This is a genomic window from Patiriisocius marinus, from assembly GCF_008974325.1.
GTDB classification, from domain to species: Bacteria; Bacteroidota; Bacteroidia; order Flavobacteriales; family Flavobacteriaceae; genus Patiriisocius; species Patiriisocius marinus.
In genome coordinates, this window is sequence record NZ_BKCG01000007.1 from 75,254 (window position 1) to 95,125 (window position 19,872).

Genomic DNA, 19,872 nt, shown 5'->3' on the forward strand with positions numbered 1-19,872 from the left:
TTAATGAACCGTAGCGCTTATATATTATTAGTGAGTATTTTAGCTTTCGTTTCTTGTCAGGATGTAAAGAGGCCGGAAGAACCAGCTAATTTAATAGATAGGCCTACCATGGTGAAAATACTATCAGAGTCATATTTAATGAATGCTGCCCGTAGTGTTGCGAATAGGGATATTTCAAATAAGGGAATTAAGTTAGATTCAATTATTTATAATAAATATCAAATTGATAGTTTACAATTTGCGAAAAGTAATGCGTTTTACTCAGCAAATTTAGATGTCTACAAAGAGATTTTTCTTGAAGTACAACAAAATCTTATTAAAGAAAAAGAATTGCGAGATACATTGTATTCGCGTTATAAAAAAACACAGTTAGCAATTCGTTATCAAGATAGCGTTGATAAGGCGCAAATGGATAGCTTGAGAATTGTATTCCCTGAGATTTCGAAGGATAGTTTACAAAAGCAATTCGAATTACTTCAAGTTTTAGAGAATCAAAAAATAGTTTCAGGGATCGATGTTACACCTGCAGAATCTGATCAAGATTCACTTTTATAGCGGGGTATTACACGTGCTAGCGTTTCATTAAAAGGTGTGTATTTAAAATCTATTTCTTTCTCAATTTTACTACCGTCATACTTACTTATAGTATACAGTGAGTCTACGGTAGGTTTTAGTAATTTTCTTCTAGTTCTAAAGAGATTGTGCGAAAGCCAGTCAAGCTTACTGATGGTATTCAATTTCCATTTTGCAATAGATTTGTGTGGTGGTTTTTTGCCAAAATGTTGTGCCAATAATGTAAGTAGCTCCTTATAGTTTGGGTTTGTTCCAACAAGAATGAAGCGTTCGTTTTCTATTGAACTTTCCATAAGCAATGTTATTGCTTTAACAACGTCTATTACATCAACAACTCCTACACTTCCGGGAGTGTAAATTGGGATTCCTCTAGATCCAATATTCATAATAACACCGCTTCCTGTATTCCAAAATCCGGAACCAAAAATTACCCCAGGATTTACAATAACGGCATTTAGTCCTTCTTGTGTGCCTCGCCATACTTCCATTTCTGCACCATATTTAGTAAGGCTGTAAACATTGTTGTTTTCGTCTGGATTAAAATCAGTTTCTTCATTAATTAAACTTCCATCAATAGTATTGCCAATGGTTGCAATTGAACTTACATAACATAATTTTTCAATATTATTTGCTATTGAAAGATTAACAATGTTAGCTGTACCTTCAATGTTTGTTTTTTTTAAAGTATAATATTTCTTTGAGTCGAAACTTATATATGCCGCACAGTGATATACTTTTGTAATTCCTAAAAAAGCATCGTTCAATTGAGGAATATCGTTTAATGATGCAAAGTGCCAATTTATTTTATTGAAGAGCATTTCAGCATTAGAAGCGTTAGTGTAGTAATTGAAAACTTTTTTCACATTTTTAAAAGTGCTACTTTCCCTATGGATTGCTCGCACTTCTAGTCCTTTGCTTAATAGTGTATATAATAGGTGGCTGCCTACTAATCCTGTCCCTCCAGTTACTAAAATCATCCCACTAAATTACAGTATTATCAGCGGTAAAAAAAGAGGATTTATGTAAGTTTGCTTAAATTTAAATATGATGAAAATTTCAAATTTTATTGAAGAGTTACAATGGCGTGGAATGGTGCATGATGTAATGCCAGAAACTGAAACACACCTTATGGAAGCAATGAGAAGTGCATATGTAGGTTTTGATCCTACTGCAGATTCGCTTCATATTGGTCACTTAGTGCCTATAATGTTATTGTCTCATTTTCAAAAAGCAGGACACAAACCTTTCGCATTAGTAGGAGGAGCAACAGGAATGATTGGAGATCCATCTGGAAAATCTAATGAGCGTAATTTGCTTGATGAAAAAACATTACGTCACAATCAAGAGTGTGTACGTGTACAATTATCTCAGTTTCTTGACTTTGCATCGGGAGAGGATAATGAGGCTGTCATGGTTAATAATTACGACTGGATGAAAGAGTTTTCATTCTTAGAATTTATTCGTGATGTAGGTAAGCATTTAACGGTAAATTATATGATGGCTAAGGATTCTGTGAAAAGCAGATTGACTGGTGAAAATGTAGATGGAATGTCGTTTACTGAATTTACATACCAACTAGTTCAAGGGTATGATTTTTTACATTTATTTAAAAACAACGATTGCACACTGCAAATGGGTGGAAGTGATCAATGGGGAAATATCACTACAGGAACGGAACTTATTAGACGCGTAGCTGGTGGAAAAGGATACGCATTAACTTGTCCATTAATCACGAAGAGTGACGGGACTAAGTTTGGTAAAAGTGAAGGTGGAAATGTTTGGTTAGATCCGCAACGTACTTCGCCGTACAAATTTTACCAATATTGGTTAAATACAAGTGATGAAGATGCTGAAAAGTATATTAAAATATTCACTTTTATAGATAGATCTACTATTGAGGCTTTAGTCGCTGAGCATAAAGAAGCGCCACATTTAAGAGCATTACAAAAACGTTTAGCGCAAGAAGTTACTATTACAGTTCATAGTGAAGCGGCTTATGATAATGCAATTGCGGCTTCTGAAATATTATTTGGGAAATCAACTTCGCAAGATTTAAAAAACCTTGATGCCGAAACATTTTTAGATGTTTTTGAAGGTGTTCCTCAAGCCGAAGTTACAATGGCTGACGTTGAAGGTGGTCTGGATATTATTGGTGCTTTAGCCGAAAAAACTGGTTTCTTAAAATCTAATGGTGAGGCTAGAAGAGCATTGAAAGAAAATTCTATTTCGGTTAATAAAGAAAAAGTAAAAGACGATTATAAAATTACTAAAGCTGATTTACTAAATAATCAATTTGTTTTGTTGCAAAGAGGTAAACGTAATTACTTTGTATTACTTGTAAAGTAAAAGTGCCTACTATTCAATTCATATTTTTAACAAAAAAAATCCCCAAGCTTAAACTTGGGGATTTTCACATTAACTAACCAACCAATAATGAAAGAAAGTTAGAAACTTTCCTTTATCATAACATGGTAATAGACGGCAATTTATTAGTTCTCTTACAGGTTAGCTTTAACTTTAACATTATTTTAAACTATTAAAATTTCGGCTATAGAAAGTTAGTGACGTTAGGGTATGGTACTAAGGCACTTATTAGTAATGAAATGCTATCTTTTACTATAAGTGTAATACTTACTAAAATTGCCACAGTTAAAATAGCTACCGAAGTGTTATTGTTTTGTATTTCTTTAAACTCATCAACTCCTTTGGTTAGAATTGAGAATAATAGAAATGTTGCTCCATTGATAAATATGGACATGATAAAACCAATAAATAAATATAGTCCTGAATACATTATTAATTCTGGGATATCTACAATTTCAGTTTCTTGAAGTGATATGCGAATAACATTAGTTATAGATGGTAGTATTTCAGATAAAATTAAACCTATAGATACAATAATACCAGATGTGAAGATGGTAAATGCCATATTGTTTCCGCGAACGTCTGTTCCTTTTTTAAACAGTTTAATTAATACTTTATACGAGATAAAAATTATAAATATGGTAATGAGTATGGAGAATAGTATTTCCAATAGCGCAAGGGTGAATAATTGTGTGTTCATCTAGTTATTATTTACTTGTTAGTATGATGTTCCAGTGAGTTACGTCATCTGTATTTGGCGGGAGGTAGCCAAGTTTAAAATATTTACCTGTGGTTTCCCAAAGAGTGTATTTTTTACCCCTATATTCTTTATATGATCCTGTTGAAGGAATATTGAGTCCTATGATTGAATGTCTGTAAAAATCACTGTTTGCAATTGCAACATCGTAATTAAAATGCTTTAATATGCTGTAGATTATTACGGTTCGTGTATCACAATCGCCTTTTAAATTTTTAATAAACGAAACTGGATTTTGAACTCCAAAACGAACATTTCCAATACAGCAATCAGGACAATCATCTAATACATCCTTGATAGCATCTTCATAATATTTAGGCTCTAAGCAGGCTTCTTCAAATACAAATGAATAAGGTATGTCTTGTATACAAGAAACAACCATATCTGCAAATTGCATTTGATTTAGATTTTTTTCGGAATGAATATCTTTAAATAACTGCATAATCAAATCGAGTTTGGGAGCATCCATTTGGTCCATTTTAGCATACACTGAGCGCCAAAATGTTTCATTATTGTTATGTGTAAACGTACGCATATACCCTTGCAACTCTTGGTAATCATTTTTTCTAACAGTTAGATTTCCTTTGTAAGGATTACCGTAATTATCTTTCCAGTTTCTTACACTCGTATAAACAGGGATGGTATCGTTATTTTCAATGATGTATGAATTAGCGACAGTTTCTTCTTCGGAAAAAGAAGGATTAGGGGAGGCGAATTCAAGAAAGAAACTACCTATAAAATTTAATCCTGCTATGAGTATTCCAATAATAAGAAAATTACTGAGTAATGATTTCCAAGTGGGTCTGCCAAGTAAATAGTTACTCGCAATAATGGAAGCAATAGTTGCAACCATGAAACTAATAAAATCTGGTAAGCCTATAAAAAATTTAACTACCGCAAAGGAAACAATGGTGAAAACAAACACCACAAAAATCCAAAGACATCCACTATTTTTATTAGTTGCTTGTTGCATTAAAATACCATTAAATTACAACCTCTAATATCACTATTATCAAAGCGTCCTATAATTTCAAAACTTCCGTTAGATGCTATTTTTCCTAAATCTTGAGTAGCAATAAATGAACAGGAATAAACATTAGCTAAGTCAATAATATTAATGCCGCCAGTTTTGCCTTTAATAAGCTGTAGTGGGTCTTCTGGTTCACGCGTAAGTACTTTCATCCACGGAGGGCAATTGAATATGCCTTGACCTGTAGAGTATGCTTGAGATAACAACTCAGTCATTCCGTATTCACTGTGGATATTTTGAACTCCAAGTCCCTTGCTTAATTTTGCGTGTAGTTCCTGTTTAATTAGCTCTTTTCTTCGTCCTTTCATTCCACCAGTCTCCATGACAATGGTATTGTTAAGGTTGAAAGTTTCGTGTTCTATTAAATCTAGAAGTGCGTATGAAACCCCTATTAACAATGTTTTTTGTCCAGCAGCTTCTTGAATTTTTAAAATTTCGGCTAAAGCATTGAGGTCATTGAGGAAAAAACCACTTTGTGGATGGTGGCTATCCTTAATTAATTTGTCTGCCATATATACAAGACTAGATCCACCTTTTTCAAGGTAAGATGGTAACAATGCTAAAATGCAATAGTCACTTATTGCTCCGTATTGTTGTTCGAATGCTGTGGTGAAACTAGCTTCATAAAGGGAAAGGTCTGCAACGTAATGTTTACTTGTAATTGCTCCGGTTGTTCCGCTACTGCTAAATATAATTTCTGAAATTTTCTCTTTTGAAATAAGTGCTTTTTCTTTAAAAAACTGGATAGGAAGAAAAGGAATGTCTAAAACTTTACAAACCGTTTTAGGTGTTCTTTTTAGATGGTCACAAAATGTTTTATACACTGAAACGTTGTTATACTGATAATTGAAAACAGCAAGAGCTGTTGAGTCAAAATCTGTTTTCCAATTTATTTTATTGAGGTCTAGTTTCAAGTGTGTATTAGAATTAAAGTGAAGTAAAAATACATAATAAAAAAGGCTTCTGGAATCCAGAAGCCTTTTAAAATAGCATGTAAAACTAATTACTTAACGACTAATTTTTTAGTAGTTGTAGCATCACCTTGAGTTAATTGAACAAGGTAAACACCGCTAGTCAGGTTAGTGATGTTTAGTCTGTTTGTGTTTTGAGTTGCAATAACTTGCTTTCCTAATACATTAAAAACGGTAACTGTAATAGCTCCTTCGTTTTGTGAACCGATATTGATAAAATCGTTCGCAGGGTTAGGATAAATTGATAATGCCGAAAGGTCATTGTCATTAAGTCCTAAAATTGTATCAGCATCTTGACCGTCGCGTGCAGTGATGTAGTAACCACCATCATCTTCACGCTCTGTAATAATACCAGCAATAGTAGATTGTGTTGTAGGTACAACTTGGTCAATATAATCTGCATCAAAGAAAGAAGTACGGAAGTTAAATGATCCACCACCATTTGAAAGTGGGAATACTGTACCAACAGTCCAGTTTGTATTTGCAGAATTGTCAATTACAACATCTTGTTCAATTTGTACATATTCACTTTCGTAATCACCAGGATTAGCAGCTAACGTTGCGATACTTACCACTTGAGGTGTAATTGTATTTGCAGTACTTGAAGGTGCTCCAGGGTCTGCAGATGGAGAAAATTGAATCATTCCGTTAAATTCTCCTAATGTTCCAGCAATACCAGTTAATCCATCACCAATAGCGTATGTAGTAGTAATAATATCATTATTGTCATCAATTAAAATTGCAGCAGTAGCATCTTCAATAAACTTTTGAGATCTAAATGCTTGTTGGAAAGTTAAAATTGCTTCGCCAGTTAAAACATAGCTATTTCCAATTACACCTGCTCTTAATTCTGCTATAGTTGCAACGTTTGCAGTTGGTTCGCAAGTAGGAGCGTTGATAGTGTTTGAAAAGTCACATAATGTGCTAGTAACTGTGTAGTCAAAGTTTACACCTTCATTTACACCAGTAATAAGAATTTCACCTGTTACTGCTGTTGATGGATCATCACCACCTACCGTACCTGCAGTACTGTTAATAGTATAAGTTTCTGTTCCACCACCTGTAAATCCTAAAGTAGTAGTGTAAGTGTCAACACCTGAAGTTACAGCATCACAAGAAACTGAAACTACAAATAAGTTTAAATCGCATACTGAGCCACAATCAATATTTGTAGCTCTTAATGTAGGAAGTCCTACACAATATGTACCGTCACTTGCTCTTTGGATTGACTCTGTGTCAGCACCATTATTGTTAGCATCTTCGTTGTATTGAACAGTTTCTCCAAGACCAGTTAACAATTCTAGATCGTCATCATCATTAGTTCCATAAACAAGAGCGTCAATTAAACCAGTTGTAGTTGTAGCTGATCCACTTGGGAAAGAAGAAGCTGCAGCTTGGTAAATAGCAACTGCATCAGCACCATTTTGGATTACGTTATCTGCACCTAAAGCAATATCTACACCAGGAACTGCGTCACCTCCAATAATGAAGAATCCATTAGCATCAGTTGAAAATCCAGTTAGGTCAATTGCATCTGAATAACTTAAGTCATTGCTTCCATTAAATAGAACAACTACGTATCCATCAAGAGAAAAGTTAGGGGCTGCAGATAGTTCAATAAATTCCATAGTATCTGTACCAGTTTGATCTGCATCAAGCTCATTAATAGCTATTTGTCCAAAAGAAAGACTAGCGGTTAATAAAGCTAGTAAAAAAGTAATTTTTTTCATTTTAAAAATGGGTTTTGATTGTTCCGCAAAGATAGTCAATTGGTTGACTTACATTAAAATTCGATTTAATATTTAACGATAGCTTAATATTCGAGGGAAACATTCTAAGTATCTTTGATCTTTTAATAGATTATAGAGAATTTTTTGAGATATTTAATAATGTATCTTTGTTCTATATTTCAAAACTGACTTCGCGAGAATGAAAAAAAAAGAAATTACCATATTATTAGTTGATGACGAACCGGATATCCTAGAAATAATAGGGTATAATTTGTCTAGTGAAGGCTATCAAGTTGTAACTGCAGAGAATGGATTACAAGCATTGGCTAAGGCTAAAAAGCACAAGCCACATTTAATAATACTTGATGTGATGATGCCAGAAATGGACGGTATTGAGGCTTGTGAAAAACTAAGAGAGATTTCAGATTTATCCGAAACAGTTATTACATTTTTAACTGCTCGTGGTGAAGATTATTCTCAAGTAGCAGGTTTTGATGCGGGTGCAGATGATTATATTACTAAACCTATTAAGCCAAAAGTGCTTATAAGTAAAGTTAAGTCACTTCTTAGAAGGTTTAAAGCTCCTGAAGAAAGTCAAGATGTTAAGTTAGGGAACATGGTTATCAATAGGGAAGAATACAAAATTACTTTGGGTAAAGATGAAATTGTTCTTCCTAAAAAAGAATTTGAACTATTGTCTTTACTTACTTCTAAACCTGGAAAAGTATTTAAACGAGAAGAAATTTTAGATACTGTTTGGGGAAATGAAGTAGTAGTTGGAGGAAGAACTATTGATGTTCATATTAGAAAATTACGAGAAAAAATAGGAGATAAAAAAGTAAAAACTATTAAAGGTGTTGGCTATAAATTTGTAGTTTAATGACAGAAAATTTAGGGACAAAATATCGATTTGCTACTGTTACGACAACGTATATCACCTTGACACTTACTAGTGTTTTAGGTGTTTTTTTTTACATGTCGCAAACTCTTAATGTTTTGTATTTACTATTGTTCTTTGTTTTGTGCTTTTTAATATGCTTTCTTTTTATCCAATCTCGATTAGAAAAATTAATTTACAGGAAAATTAAAGATATCTATGATGAGGTTTCTCTTTTAGAAGCTACCTCTTTTTCTAAAAAACAGATTTCAACAGATATGGAAACCCTTACCAAAGAGATAGGGCGTTTTGCAGAGAATAAGAAGTTAGAAATTGAAACATTAAAAATTAGAGAGAATTATCGAAAGGAATTTATAGGAAATGTGTCTCACGAATTAAAAACGCCACTTTTTACTGTTCAAGGTTATATACTTACTTTGTTAGATGGTGCTATGAAGGATAAAAAAGTCCGGAAAAAGTATCTAAAACGAGCTGAAAAAGGTGTTGAGCGGCTTATTTATATAGTCAAAGATCTTGATATGATAACAAAACTCGAAGTGGGTGGGTTATCACTTAATAAAACAGATTTTGATATTGTTAAACTTATAAAAAATGTTTTTGACCTTTTAGAAATGAAAGCTTCAAAAAAGCATATAGTATTAACTTTTGACAAAGAATATGCCTCTCAAGTTTTAGTTTACGGCGATGAAGAGCGTTTGCAGCAAGTACTAACTAATTTAATTGTAAATGCAATTAAATACGGTAAAAAAGATGGTACAATTGAAGTGAGTGTTGAGCATTTAATTAAAAACAAAGTGATTGTTAGAGTGACTGATAATGGTGAGGGAATTGAAAAAGAACATATTCCTAGATTGTTTGAGCGTTTTTATCGCGTTGATAAAAGTGGTTCTCGAAAAGAGGGTGGAAGTGGTTTAGGCCTCGCTATTGTTAAGCATATTGTAGAAGCTCATAACGAAAAAATCTATGTTGAAAGTCAGTTCGGGATTGGATCTGAATTCTCATTTACGTTGGAAAAGGCAAAATAATTTTTTAAAATTTTGCTCTGTTTGTACATTCTTTAGACCTTTATATTTTGAGATTTTATCAAGTTTTTTTGCGCTAAATTTAGACTGTTTACACGAAGGAACTAGACCAAGTTCTTTTAATCTTTTTGCTAAGTATTCTTGTTCATATTGTCCTGGCGTAGGAATGAAAAATGCTTTTTTATTCATTACCGAAAGATCCATTATTGTTGTGTAACCTGATCTACATACTACCATCTCACATTCGTTAATAACTCTAGCTAAATCATCGGTTTTTAAGAAGTTTACTACTTCAACAGCACCTACAGTTGTTCGAATTTCTTTAGTTTCCACAACGCCTCTTACCATTAGAATAGTTCTTCGGTCGTTTTTAAATTCTTTTAAAAGTTTTTTTTCTAAAATACTTCTTTGTGGTTCTGGACCAGAAAGTAATATTAAAATGTCGTACTTCTTTGGTACGTTCTCGTATACCATTCTACTTAACGGACCAATGTATCTAGTGATGAATGTTTCTTCTGAAATATGCCCTAATTTGCCACTTAGGTTATCAGATTTTGCATGGTCAGGAATCCAACATTCATCAAATTTTTTAATAAGTTGTTGGTGTATGCTACTTGATAACGATGAAGTGATGCCACTTAGCACATTTAATTGATGGGTAAGAAAAACTGAAGGAATTTCTTTATGTCGAGCACCCCATCTATTATCACTAATTATTCCTTGAATATTAAATGCCTCAACAATCTGTGCCACTGCTTTTTTTTCGACCGAAATATTACTAACTATATGAGGTATCTGAGTAAGAAGTTTCCATTTTAAATTCTCTCCTTTTTTAGGGTATTTTATGTTGTAAGAAGGTAATTCGAAAGCGGTAAGCGTTGGAAATTCTTTTTTAAGTAACATTAAAGCATCACCATCACTAGCAATAATAACCCTATAACCAAGTATAATTAATTCGTTAATTATAGGAATACAGCGCGTTGCATGGCCTAAACCCCAATTGAGCGGAGCGATAAGTATGGTTTTGCGTTGCATCATAAAACAAAAGTACTAATAATTGCTGCCAGACTATATTTCCTTAATTTTACCAAAAAATTAAATTTTGGGTAGTAAAAATAAATTAAAGCGCTTTAGAGAGAACGATACGTTTTCAAATGTCCTACAACCAACACGTGAAGAAGCAGTTGGTGATTTACTAAATTTAAAAGGCAATTGGCGCAAAAACTTTTTCAAAAACGATAATCCTATAGTATTAGAATTAGGATGTGGTAAAGGTGAGTATACGGTAAATCTTGCAAAAAAGTTTAAAGACAAAAATTTTTTAGGAGTAGATATCAAAGGCGCAAGATTTTGGCGAGGAGCTAAAACAGCATTAGAAGAAGCTATTACTAACGCTGGCTTTTTGCGTACACAAATTGAACTTGTTGATTGTTTGTTTGCTGAAAATGAGGTTGATGAAATCTGGATTACATTTCCAGATCCACAGATAAAATACAAGCGTACAAAACACCGTCTCACTAATGAGGAGTTTTTGACTAAATATAAAAAAGTATTAAAACCAGACGGAACTATGCATCTTAAAACAGATAGCGAATTCATGCACGGTTATACATTAGGCTTACTTCATGGGTTAAAATTACCTATTGAATTTGCGCATCATGATGTGTATGGAATAGGTGACGAAGCTCCAAGTGAGGTAACAGGGATTCAAACCTATTATGAGTCGCAATATCTAGAAGTAGGTAAAAAGATTACTTATATTAGATTTAAGTTCAAAGCTTAAAATTTAGTACCTTCACGCTAGAACCCACTAGATGTCTATTTTTTTTAATTTTATTATTGGATTTGTAGCTGCCTTTATAGGGGTGATTCCGCCGGGATTGCTCAATATGTCAGCTGCAAAAATTAGTAGAAATGAGGGGAGAAAAAAGGCGCTACTTTTTTCAATTGGCGTATGTATAACTGTAATTATTCAAACATTTGTAGCATTACTTGCTGCACGATACTTAGATAATAATCCAGATATCATTAAAACACTGCAGCAGGTTGCTTTAGGGATATTTATTTGCCTTACAATATATTTCTTTTTCATAGCTAAAGATACAAGAAGAATGCCGCCAAAAGAGTTACAGTCTTCTAAAAAGCGATATTTCTTCAATGGCATGTTGATAGCTGCAATCAATTTATTGCCTTTGCCTTATTGGGTGTATATTAGTGTTACATTTTCAGCATTTGGTTGGTTTTCATTTGAAACCTATTCGTTATTAACGGCAGTAATTGCTTCAGCACTTGGAACATTTTCAATGCTGATAATTTACATTCAGTTTTTTAAAAGAAAAGATTCTACAAAGGAATCTAATGTAAATATGAATTATATTATAGGAGCCATTACTGCAATAATTTCCATTATTACAGCTTTTAAAATTTTCAAAGACTTTTAGGCATGGCCGAAATGGGATTTTTCGATAAAGTCTATGCTGTAGCAATACAAATTCCATTTGGAAGAGTTACAAGTTATGGTGCAATTGCTAAATATTTAGGTGCTGCTAAAAGTGCGCGAATGGTGGGCTGGGCAATGAATGCTTCGCATAATATGGAAGATGTGCCAGCGCATAGAGTTGTAAATAAAAAGGGTCTGCTTACAGGAAAGCATCATTTTGAAGGTACAAACCTAATGCAACAATTACTAGAGAGTGAAGGTGTTGAGGTTGTTGATAATCAAATTCAACAACTAGATGTAATTTTTTGGGATCCCCAAGTTGAACTACCAGAGTATTTAGGTGATAATTTGTAGTCTTTTTTCAAGATATAGTCAATAGTTTTCCCTTTTATTAAGTATTTATAATTCTAAAATTTCAGAAGAAATTTTACTTCTATATAGCTATAAATCATTTCGATTAGGCTGCTTTAAATTCTGAACATTTCGGAGTATATTTGCATTTAGAATCAATCTTAATAATGAACGTGAATAAACAAGATGTACTTCAGGCATTGTCTACAATTTCAATTGCAGGCGAAGGGAAAAATATGGTCGAAAGTGGAGCTGTTACTAATGTAATGACTTTTGCAGACGAAGTAGTAATAGATTTAAAAATTGCAACTCCAGCAATGCACATAAAAAAACGTGCAGAAGCAGATATCATTAAAACGATACAAGAGCAGGTTTTTAAAGATGCTAAAGTACAAGTTAATATTTCGGTTGAAGCTCCAGTGAAAGAGGCTAATCCTAATTTAATTAAAGGAAAAGCAATTCCTGGAATTAAAAATATTGTTGCCGTCGCCTCTGGAAAAGGAGGTGTGGGTAAATCTACAGTAACTGCTAACCTTGCGATTACCTTATCTAAAATGGGTTTCAAAGTTGGTATCCTAGATGCAGATATTTACGGACCATCAATTCCTATTATGTTTGATGTAGCTTTAGAACGACCATTATCTGTAACTGTAGATGGAAAAAGTAAAATGAAGCCGGTTGAAAATTACGGTGTAAAGGTACTCTCCATTGGTTTTTTCACAAAGCCAGATCAAGCAGTTATATGGAGAGGTCCTATGGCTGCAAAAGCATTAAACCAATTAATATTTGATGCAGATTGGGGAGAGTTAGACTTTATGTTGTTAGACTTACCTCCAGGAACTGGTGATATCCATTTAAGTATTATGCAATCATTACCTATAACGGGTGCTGTTGTAGTAAGTACGCCGCAAACAGTTGCACTTGCTGATGCTAAAAAAGGGGTTGCTATGTTTCAACAAGAAAGTATTGATGTTCCTGTGTTAGGTATCGTTGAGAATATGGCTTACTTTACGCCAGCAGAACTCCCTAATAATAAGTATTATATTTTTGGTAAAGAAGGTGCTATGCATTTAGCTGAAGATTTAAATGTACCATTTTTAGGAGCACTTCCTTTAATACAAAGCATTAGAGAAGCTGGAGATGCAGGGCATCCTGCGGCACTTCAATCAGGTACTAGTATTGAAGAGGCTTTTATTGAAATTACCAAAAATATTGTTCAGGAAACAGTAAAGCGTAATGAATCTTTACCTCCAACTGAAGCTATTAAAATAACAACAATGGCTGGTTGCAGCGCAGTAAAATAATACTATGACAGATACTGAATTAACTGAAAAAGTAGAAATAGCTTTAGACGAAATCCGTCCATTTTTACAGAGTGATGGTGGTGATATTGCATTGTTGTCAATTGAAAACGGTACTACGGTTCGTGTTCAGTTACAGGGTGCTTGTGTGGGATGTAGTGTTAACCAGATGACTTTAAAAAGTGGTGTGGAATTAACGATAAAAAAACATGCACCACAAATAGAAACAGTAATTAATGTGGAAGGATGATTTTTGTCATTTAAAGTATCTGTTACTTTAAATACATTTGTCTCAAATTTTGATTTTTTATGATTAAAACTGATATACTTATTATTGGAGCAGGTCCTACTGGACTTTTTACAGTATTTGAAGCAGGATTATTAAAACTGAAATGTCACTTAATTGACGCTCTTCCCCAACCTGGCGGACAGTGTAGTGAAATTTATCCAAAAAAACCCATATACGATATACCAGCTTTTCCTGAAGTATTAGCGGGTGATTTAGTGGATAATCTAATGAAACAGATTGAACCTTTTCAACCTGGCTTTACTCTAGGGGAACGTGCTCAAACTATCGAGAAATTAGAAGATGAGACTTTTGTAGTGACTACAAATAAAGGGACAAAGCATCACGCTCCTGTAGTTGCAATTGCAGGTGGATTAGGGAGTTTTGAGCCAAGAAAACCACCTATTACAGGAATTGCAGATTACGAAGATAAAGGTGTAGAATATATTATTAGGGACCCAGAATTATATCGTGACAAAGATGTAGTTATAGCGGGTGGTGGAGATTCAGCATTAGATTGGTCCATTTTTCTAACAGATGTAGCTAAGAGTGTAACGTTAATTCACCGAAGAAGTGAATTTAGAGGAGCGCTAGATTCTGTAGAGAAAGTTCAGGAATTGAAAGACGCCGGAAAAATAACGTTAATTACTCCTGCCGATGTCGTTGATGTTTATGGGGAGGATAAAGTTGAAGGTGTTTCTGTAAAAGTAGGTGCCGATGTTTCTAATCTAACTTGTGATCACTTTATTCCACTATTTGGATTAGCGCCTAAATTAGGACCTATTGCAGACTGGGGTCTTGAGATTGAAAAAAATGCAATAGTTGTAAATAATAGTTTAGATTATCAAACAAATATTCCAGGAATTTACGCGATAGGTGATGTGAATACCTATCCGGGAAAATTAAAATTAATACTTTGTGGTTTTCACGAGGCGACGTTAATGTGTCAGAGTGCTTATCAACGTATTTTTCCAGATAAACGTTATGTAATGAAATATACTACAGTGGGTGGTGTTGAAGGTTTTGATGGAACCAAAAAAGAAGCGCCAAAAGCCGTAGTAAAAGCTATAGAATAATGGATAACCCAGATATTACAATACATATCACAGACAGAGAAGGTGTTGAGCACGAAGTGCAAGCGCCTACTGATATGAATATGAATTTAATGGAAATAGTGCGTTCATACGAGCTTGCTCCTGAAGGTACAATAGGTATCTGTGGAGGTATGGCTATGTGCGCCTCTTGTCAATGTTATGTGGAAAGTGATACTCAGCTGCCAGAAATGGGAGATGATGAAGAAGCGATGCTTGCAGAAGCGTTTCACGTAAAGGACAATAGTAGGTTGGGTTGTCAATTACCAATTACTCCAGAATTAGCAGGATTGAAAGTAACTTTAGCTCCTGAGGAATAGAGTAAGTACTGGTTGTAAATATTAAAAAACGGAATGATGCCAAGGGTTTCATTCCGTTTTGTATTTTATTAACTTTTGAGGTCCCTCAAGTACTCTTTTATTAACTTTAAGTATACCGTCTTCTGTGGTAGTTATGTGCCATTTAATTAACGAAATAGCGCCATTTTCTATCTCAAGACCTGTAATGCTTCTTGGATGAACACAACTTCCATCATTGAAAAATGCGATGTCTCCAGGTTCAGGAAACCTTGGTCTATGTGTATGTCCAATTACGGTAAAAATATTTTTATTATCTGTAATCCACTTTTTTGTTCGGCGCTCAACCTTTATGAGTTCTTTGTAGTTTTTTGCGGGACTTGTAGGGTCTCCAATCCCGAAAATCTGCATTTGCCTCCATACAGCTCTTACCATAAACCTATTAAATTTCCATCCTCTGTAGTTCATCCAGTCTGCTTGGTGACCGTGAAGTAAAAAGAGCTCTTGCTTTGTAGTTTCGTGTTCTAGAATTAAACCTTCAGAAAAAGTGATTCCGGGGAAAAGTGGTTTGTTAGTATTGGTTACTTTATCAAAATAGGAGTATAGTGTTTTTTCAACATAGCTTTGATTCCTATAAACCATATCATGATTTCCAAGTAATCGATGCAGTCTTCCTTCCGCATAAAAAAGCTTCATTAAATTGAATATGTTTTTATGTGCTTCTAGTATTGATTGGAAATTATCGTTTTCCCATAATTCATCTCCATCACCAAGTTCACAATAGGTAAAACCTTCGGTGTAATAGTGTTTTAATGCGTGGTAATAGATGTTACGATTGTTAGAAAAGTCGTCCGCAAAACTATTATCTCCTCGATGACAATCACTAAAAATAACAAATTTGCTCTCGTCGTTAAATGAAACACGCTTTGCGGTTTTATAGGTATTAGAAATGCGAGATTGCGAGGACATATTTGATCTTTTGTTAAAGATACAATTTGCAATCAATTTTTTCTTCTGAAATTTTAATGAGATGTTACAGTTTTTAGTGAATTATACATTAAATACTGATAAGTAATTTCAATTATTAATTGAAGCCCTCATTTAAAAATATTTTACAGGTAGATTCAGATTTAATAGCCATTAGCTATTTATTGGAGTTGTTGTTAAGGCTTTTTTTATATTTCGCATAATTTGATCTTTTACAAATAATTATTGGGGTATTCTTTTAATTATTTTAAACTACTTAAGTTTAATTGCCGATAAATTAAGATTATCACTATCTGTTTATCTTCCTTCTTCAGTAAAGTCAAAGAAATTTAGTAATTTTTTTTGTATTTTTATAGTCTCCCTTGTTTATAGATGTATCGTTTTAATTTCTTTAATTAAATTTGTAATGCTATGAAATCCTCATTTAAATTATTTAGTTTACTTTTTTGGTCACTATTTTTACTTAGTTGTCAAAAAGAAGGATTTACATTAGAAAACACATCTATTGTAAACGATTCTCAACACGATTCACACTTGAGAGTGAGCGTTGTGAACGCAGAAGATATTCCAGAAATTTTAGATTACATAGAAGATAAAACAGATCAAAGTTTTAAGGTTTCTTTAAATGACAACTCAAATAGATCTGAAGGTAATATAGCTGTTGAAATAAATACTGATAATATTAAAGTGACTATAGATGTCGATAATATTATAAGTTATAGTTTTAAAGCCACACCAATTAATCATAATAACGAGATACAGATTATTAATTATATTGTTGCTAGGACAATTGATAATCAGCAATATTCTTATATAATAAATTACAAACCTAACCCTGATTGGTTTGTAAGTAACAGTGAGGCTTTTGATCTGACAACTTATACTGGGGAAATATTGTTTTATACAAACGATGGTACTCTAGTAAGTACGTCAAACTTAGAAGATGGGATATTAATAAATACTATAAACAGAGAACCCTGTCCACCAGATGATGGAAATAATACAGTTGGTGGAGGGGGTTCATCTGGTGGAGGTGGAAGTACAGGAGGGGGTGGTAGTACAGGAGGGGGTGGTAGTACAGGTGGGGGTGCTGCTGGAAGCCCTACTTCTGGTGGTAATGCTGTTTGTACTTGTTTGGGTCATGCATGGGGATCTGCAGGGTGTACTTGTAGTACTTATGAAATTATTACTACAATACAAATACAGCGTATCTCAGATCCTAATGTGCTTAGTATGCTACAAAGAGGTCCTTGTCCCGGACCAATAATAATCGAACCTTGTGAACGTACTTCTGGCGAGGATCCTTGTCCACCTGAAGGTGGAGGTATTGCTGTAAATATTTATGGTGATATTGCAGATATATTGAGTGGTTACGAATTGCTTAAAGAAACTTCATTGACATTTGTTGAGGAACAAGTAATTCAAGAAAATGCATTGGTTGCAAATCAACTACTTAACTTGATTGATGTTAGTCAAAAAGACATAGATTTAGCTGCAGCATTTATGACGTTGAAGGTTATGTCAAATGATAAAATAGATGGGCCTTATAATAATGCGTATTACAATTTAATTGATGGTTATACGGATACTGATTTAGCCGTACATAACCCAATCTGGGGAGCATATTTTTCAGCTTATTGTGCAGTCTTAAGTGCAGAAAACCCTGATTGGTCTGAATGGCGTATTTATTGGGAAGCTTCCAAGGAAGTAATTCATGTGACCCTAGATATTGGAGGGTTGGTTCCTGGGTTAGGAGAAATTTGTGATGTTGTTAATGGAGTAATTTACACAATAGAAGGAGATGGTGTAAATGCATCTCTTAGTTTTGCAGCAACAATACCTTTGGCTGGATGGATATCTACTGGTTCAAAATATGCTTTTAAAGCATCTACATTAAATGGTAGCCAAACAATTATTACTTGGGTTGTTAAGGCTAATGGTCTAATCGATTTTGGATCTAGAAGAAAGCTTGCTCAAGTTTTGGGTACAGTTGGTGTACCAGATACACACGCACATCATTTAATTACTTGGGCAAAAAGAGAACATCCTTTAGTTCAAAAGGCTGCTAATTCACCAAATGCTTTTCATATGAATGAAGCTCTGAATGGAATTCCAAGACCTTCGAGTTTACATTTGACAGGACATAATATTTATAATACGAAAATTGAACAGATATTAAATCAATTTGATAATTTATATCCTAATTTAGGCAATGATGAAGCTTATGATTTTATTGAAGGACTTACAAATCATATTAGAGATATTATTATGACAAACCCAAATTTAAATTCTGGACAAATTGCAGATTTAATAATATTTCCAAATTAATGAAATTTTACAAAATAAGTAATAGTAATAATTTAAATGAAGTTGGGTACTATCCTCATTGTGAAAGTATGAAGGAAGTAGGTGATATTCAAAAAGATATTATACCGTTTGATGGTAGGATAGAAATAAATTTTATTTTACCACAACCTAAACTAAATAAAAAAGCAAAACTTAATAACCTAATTGGTGTTGCTGCTATACCTTCTAGGTTTTTAGTAATAGATGATTCGTTTTTAACATTATTATCAAAATATGAAATCGGCACATATCAAAAGTGGAAATTACAGAGTTGGCAGAATAATAATTTAATTGATAAATACAATTTATTTATCATTAATGACACTGCACAACACAAATACATCAATTTTGCTCAAAGTGAGTTTTATGTAGGGAGTTTTAAAGATTTTAAGTATAAGGGTAATGTAATTGAAGTGAAAAATTATGAAGATTATCTTTTTAGAAAAGAAAAATTAAGAGAAAATAAATTATGGCTAAGAGAGTCAAAAGTAGTTTTTAATTTGCAAGATGTTGATGTAGATATGTTTCGGTTTATTAATGCTCCTTGTGGAGGGTATTATGTCTCTGAGAAATTAAAAAATACGATTGAAGAAAATGGCTTGTCTGGGATAGCATTTCAAGAAATATTGTGAATTGGTAATGTAAATAGAATTCAAGTTAAATTCTAAAAATTACAAAATTAGCTGATATGAAAAACTTATTATGAAAATGAAATCTTCATTACATCTTTTCTTTTTATTAGCTTTCACAAGTTGCTCAATTTCAAAAAAAGTGAATGACTCAATTTCTCAGCCCAAAACATTTGTGTTCAAAAAGGAAATGTTCTCTAATGAGGAAGGAATCATAAGTTTAGATACGAAAACCGACTCATTAATAGACACTGAGTATAATCAAAACAGATATGATTTATTAGCTATTAACAATCTTCTGAAAATGCAGATGACAGATTTTTTAACCAAAACCCCAATAGTAAATATTCACTTGGAGATTATTAAGGACTCCATCTGGCGACATAAAACGCAAGATGGAGTTATGCTGGGTGATTATATAATGATCCATAAAAATAGTGGTGTTCTGCATTATTATGATAAATTAAAATCTTGGAATTACAGAAAACATGATCTTTTCGCTGAAAATCATTTATACGAATTAATTGAAAATAGAGATAATCGAAAGGAAATAAATGGATATGATTGTTACCAACTAATCTTGATCCTTCAAGAAAATGATAGTGATTTTGGAAACACGATTTATGAAATGTATGTCACTAATCAAATTAATTTACCTATTCATTCAGTAATTAATCTCACTAAATTAGTTTCAAATACTTTTCCAATGGAAATTAGTATTTCATCAGAAAAATCACCTAATATCTCAGAAAAGTATACACTAATAGAAATGGATTAATATCATTTCTTGGTAATTATAG

The 19,872-nt window shown here is 33.2% G+C and carries 21 protein-coding genes; 14 read left to right on the forward strand and 7 right to left on the reverse strand.

Going from position 1 to position 19,872, the window contains the following annotated elements; translation table 11 throughout:
* Nucleotides 1-3 precede the first annotated feature (3 nt).
* On the forward strand, nucleotides 4-555 hold the full coding sequence (locus GBH57_RS12370; protein ID WP_151674811.1) for a DUF4296 domain-containing protein: 552 nt from the start codon (nucleotides 4-6) through the stop codon (nucleotides 553-555).
* On the opposite strand, the gene GBH57_RS12375 is transcribed toward GBH57_RS12370, so the two are convergent.
* A complete protein-coding gene (locus GBH57_RS12375; protein ID WP_151674812.1) occupies nucleotides 537-1,550 on the reverse strand; it encodes an NAD-dependent epimerase/dehydratase family protein in 1,014 nt (337 codons plus the stop codon). The two genes, GBH57_RS12370 and GBH57_RS12375, sit on opposite strands and share 19 nt — an antisense overlap.
* A gap of 70 nt (nucleotides 1,551-1,620) precedes the next feature.
* Here GBH57_RS12375 and tyrS point away from each other — a divergent pair, with 70 nt between their 5' ends.
* Nucleotides 1,621-2,919, forward strand: a complete 1,299-nt coding sequence (gene tyrS, locus GBH57_RS12380) for a tyrosine--tRNA ligase (RefSeq protein ID WP_151674887.1) — start codon at nucleotides 1,621-1,623, stop codon at nucleotides 2,917-2,919.
* 202 nt (nucleotides 2,920-3,121) lie between these two features.
* Here tyrS and GBH57_RS12385 read toward each other — a convergent pair whose 3' ends face one another.
* From GBH57_RS12385 to GBH57_RS12400, 4 genes are all read right to left on the reverse strand, one after another.
* A complete protein-coding gene (locus GBH57_RS12385; RefSeq protein WP_151674813.1) occupies nucleotides 3,122-3,637 on the reverse strand; it encodes a DUF350 domain-containing protein in 516 nt (171 codons plus the stop codon).
* Nucleotides 3,638-3,644: 7 nt separating this feature from the next.
* The gene (locus tag GBH57_RS12390; RefSeq protein ID WP_151674814.1) at nucleotides 3,645-4,667 is read right to left on the reverse strand and encodes a hypothetical protein; all 1,023 of its coding nucleotides are present in this window, start codon (nucleotides 4,665-4,667) and stop codon (nucleotides 3,645-3,647) included.
* Nucleotides 4,667-5,638, reverse strand: coding sequence for a long-chain-fatty-acid--protein ligase (locus GBH57_RS12395; RefSeq protein ID WP_151674815.1), 972 nt, complete (start codon nucleotides 5,636-5,638; stop codon nucleotides 4,667-4,669). Before GBH57_RS12395 ends, GBH57_RS12390 begins: the two co-directional genes overlap by 1 nt.
* A gap of 89 nt (nucleotides 5,639-5,727) precedes the next feature.
* Nucleotides 5,728-7,425 carry a T9SS type A sorting domain-containing protein gene (locus tag GBH57_RS12400; RefSeq protein ID WP_151674816.1) on the reverse strand — a complete coding sequence of 566 codons (1,698 nt, stop codon included), beginning with the start codon at nucleotides 7,423-7,425 and terminating at the stop codon, nucleotides 5,728-5,730.
* A 199-nt stretch (nucleotides 7,426-7,624) separates the two neighbouring features.
* Here GBH57_RS12400 and GBH57_RS12405 point away from each other — a divergent pair, with 199 nt between their 5' ends.
* Together GBH57_RS12405 and GBH57_RS12410 are read left to right on the forward strand one after the other, a co-directional pair.
* Nucleotides 7,625-8,305: a response regulator transcription factor gene (locus tag GBH57_RS12405; RefSeq protein WP_151674817.1), complete on the forward strand. Its 681-nt coding sequence runs from the start codon at nucleotides 7,625-7,627 to the stop codon at nucleotides 8,303-8,305.
* Nucleotides 8,305-9,348 carry a sensor histidine kinase gene (locus GBH57_RS12410; protein ID WP_151674818.1) on the forward strand — a complete coding sequence of 348 codons (1,044 nt, stop codon included), beginning with the start codon at nucleotides 8,305-8,307 and terminating at the stop codon, nucleotides 9,346-9,348. The genes GBH57_RS12405 and GBH57_RS12410 overlap by 1 nt, the downstream gene beginning before the upstream one ends.
* On the opposite strand, the gene GBH57_RS12415 is transcribed toward GBH57_RS12410, so the two are convergent.
* Entirely contained in the window at nucleotides 9,322-10,383 is a 1,062-nt protein-coding gene (locus tag GBH57_RS12415) for a glycosyltransferase (RefSeq protein WP_151674819.1), read from the reverse strand. The two genes, GBH57_RS12410 and GBH57_RS12415, sit on opposite strands and share 27 nt — an antisense overlap.
* 64 nt (nucleotides 10,384-10,447) lie before the next feature.
* Between GBH57_RS12415 and trmB the strand changes: the two genes are divergently transcribed.
* The 7 genes from trmB to GBH57_RS12450 all read left to right on the forward strand — a co-directional run bounded on the left by trmB (nucleotide 10,448) and on the right by GBH57_RS12450 (nucleotide 15,134).
* Nucleotides 10,448-11,128 carry a tRNA (guanosine(46)-N7)-methyltransferase TrmB gene (gene trmB / locus GBH57_RS12420; RefSeq protein ID WP_151674820.1) on the forward strand — a complete coding sequence of 227 codons (681 nt, stop codon included), beginning with the start codon at nucleotides 10,448-10,450 and terminating at the stop codon, nucleotides 11,126-11,128.
* Between the two features lie 31 nt (nucleotides 11,129-11,159).
* Entirely contained in the window at nucleotides 11,160-11,786 is a 627-nt protein-coding gene (locus tag GBH57_RS12425) for a lysine transporter LysE (RefSeq protein ID WP_151674821.1), read from the forward strand.
* A gap of 2 nt (nucleotides 11,787-11,788) precedes the next feature.
* Nucleotides 11,789-12,139, forward strand: a complete 351-nt coding sequence (locus GBH57_RS12430) for an MGMT family protein (RefSeq protein WP_151674822.1) — start codon at nucleotides 11,789-11,791, stop codon at nucleotides 12,137-12,139.
* Nucleotides 12,140-12,303: 164 nt separating this feature from the next.
* The gene (locus GBH57_RS12435; RefSeq protein ID WP_151674823.1) at nucleotides 12,304-13,440 is read left to right on the forward strand and encodes an Mrp/NBP35 family ATP-binding protein; all 1,137 of its coding nucleotides are present in this window, start codon (nucleotides 12,304-12,306) and stop codon (nucleotides 13,438-13,440) included.
* A 4-nt stretch (nucleotides 13,441-13,444) separates the two neighbouring features.
* Nucleotides 13,445-13,687 (forward strand): NifU family protein, encoded by a 243-nt coding sequence (locus GBH57_RS12440; protein WP_151674824.1) that lies wholly within the window; start codon nucleotides 13,445-13,447, stop codon nucleotides 13,685-13,687.
* A 59-nt stretch (nucleotides 13,688-13,746) separates the two neighbouring features.
* Entirely contained in the window at nucleotides 13,747-14,799 is a 1,053-nt protein-coding gene (locus GBH57_RS12445) for an NAD(P)/FAD-dependent oxidoreductase (RefSeq protein ID WP_151674825.1), read from the forward strand.
* Nucleotides 14,799-15,134: a 2Fe-2S iron-sulfur cluster-binding family protein gene (locus GBH57_RS12450; protein WP_151674826.1), complete on the forward strand. Its 336-nt coding sequence runs from the start codon at nucleotides 14,799-14,801 to the stop codon at nucleotides 15,132-15,134. Before GBH57_RS12445 ends, GBH57_RS12450 begins: the two co-directional genes overlap by 1 nt.
* A 48-nt stretch (nucleotides 15,135-15,182) precedes the next feature.
* Here the strand turns inward: GBH57_RS12450 and GBH57_RS12455 are convergent, their stop codons facing one another.
* Nucleotides 15,183-16,079 carry a metallophosphoesterase family protein gene (locus GBH57_RS12455; protein ID WP_151674827.1) on the reverse strand — a complete coding sequence of 299 codons (897 nt, stop codon included), beginning with the start codon at nucleotides 16,077-16,079 and terminating at the stop codon, nucleotides 15,183-15,185.
* 429 nt (nucleotides 16,080-16,508) lie between these two features.
* On the opposite strand from GBH57_RS12455, the gene GBH57_RS12460 reads away from it, so the two are divergent.
* From GBH57_RS12460 to GBH57_RS12470, 3 genes are all read left to right on the forward strand, one after another.
* Nucleotides 16,509-18,425 carry an AHH domain-containing protein gene (locus GBH57_RS12460; protein ID WP_151674828.1) on the forward strand — a complete coding sequence of 639 codons (1,917 nt, stop codon included), beginning with the start codon at nucleotides 16,509-16,511 and terminating at the stop codon, nucleotides 18,423-18,425.
* Nucleotides 18,425-19,075, forward strand: coding sequence for a hypothetical protein (locus GBH57_RS12465; RefSeq protein ID WP_151674829.1), 651 nt, complete (start codon nucleotides 18,425-18,427; stop codon nucleotides 19,073-19,075). The genes GBH57_RS12460 and GBH57_RS12465 overlap by 1 nt, the downstream gene beginning before the upstream one ends.
* Before the next feature lie 76 nt (nucleotides 19,076-19,151).
* Nucleotides 19,152-19,850, forward strand: a complete 699-nt coding sequence (locus GBH57_RS12470) for a hypothetical protein (RefSeq protein ID WP_151674830.1) — start codon at nucleotides 19,152-19,154, stop codon at nucleotides 19,848-19,850.
* Nucleotides 19,851-19,872: the final 22 nt, after the last annotated feature.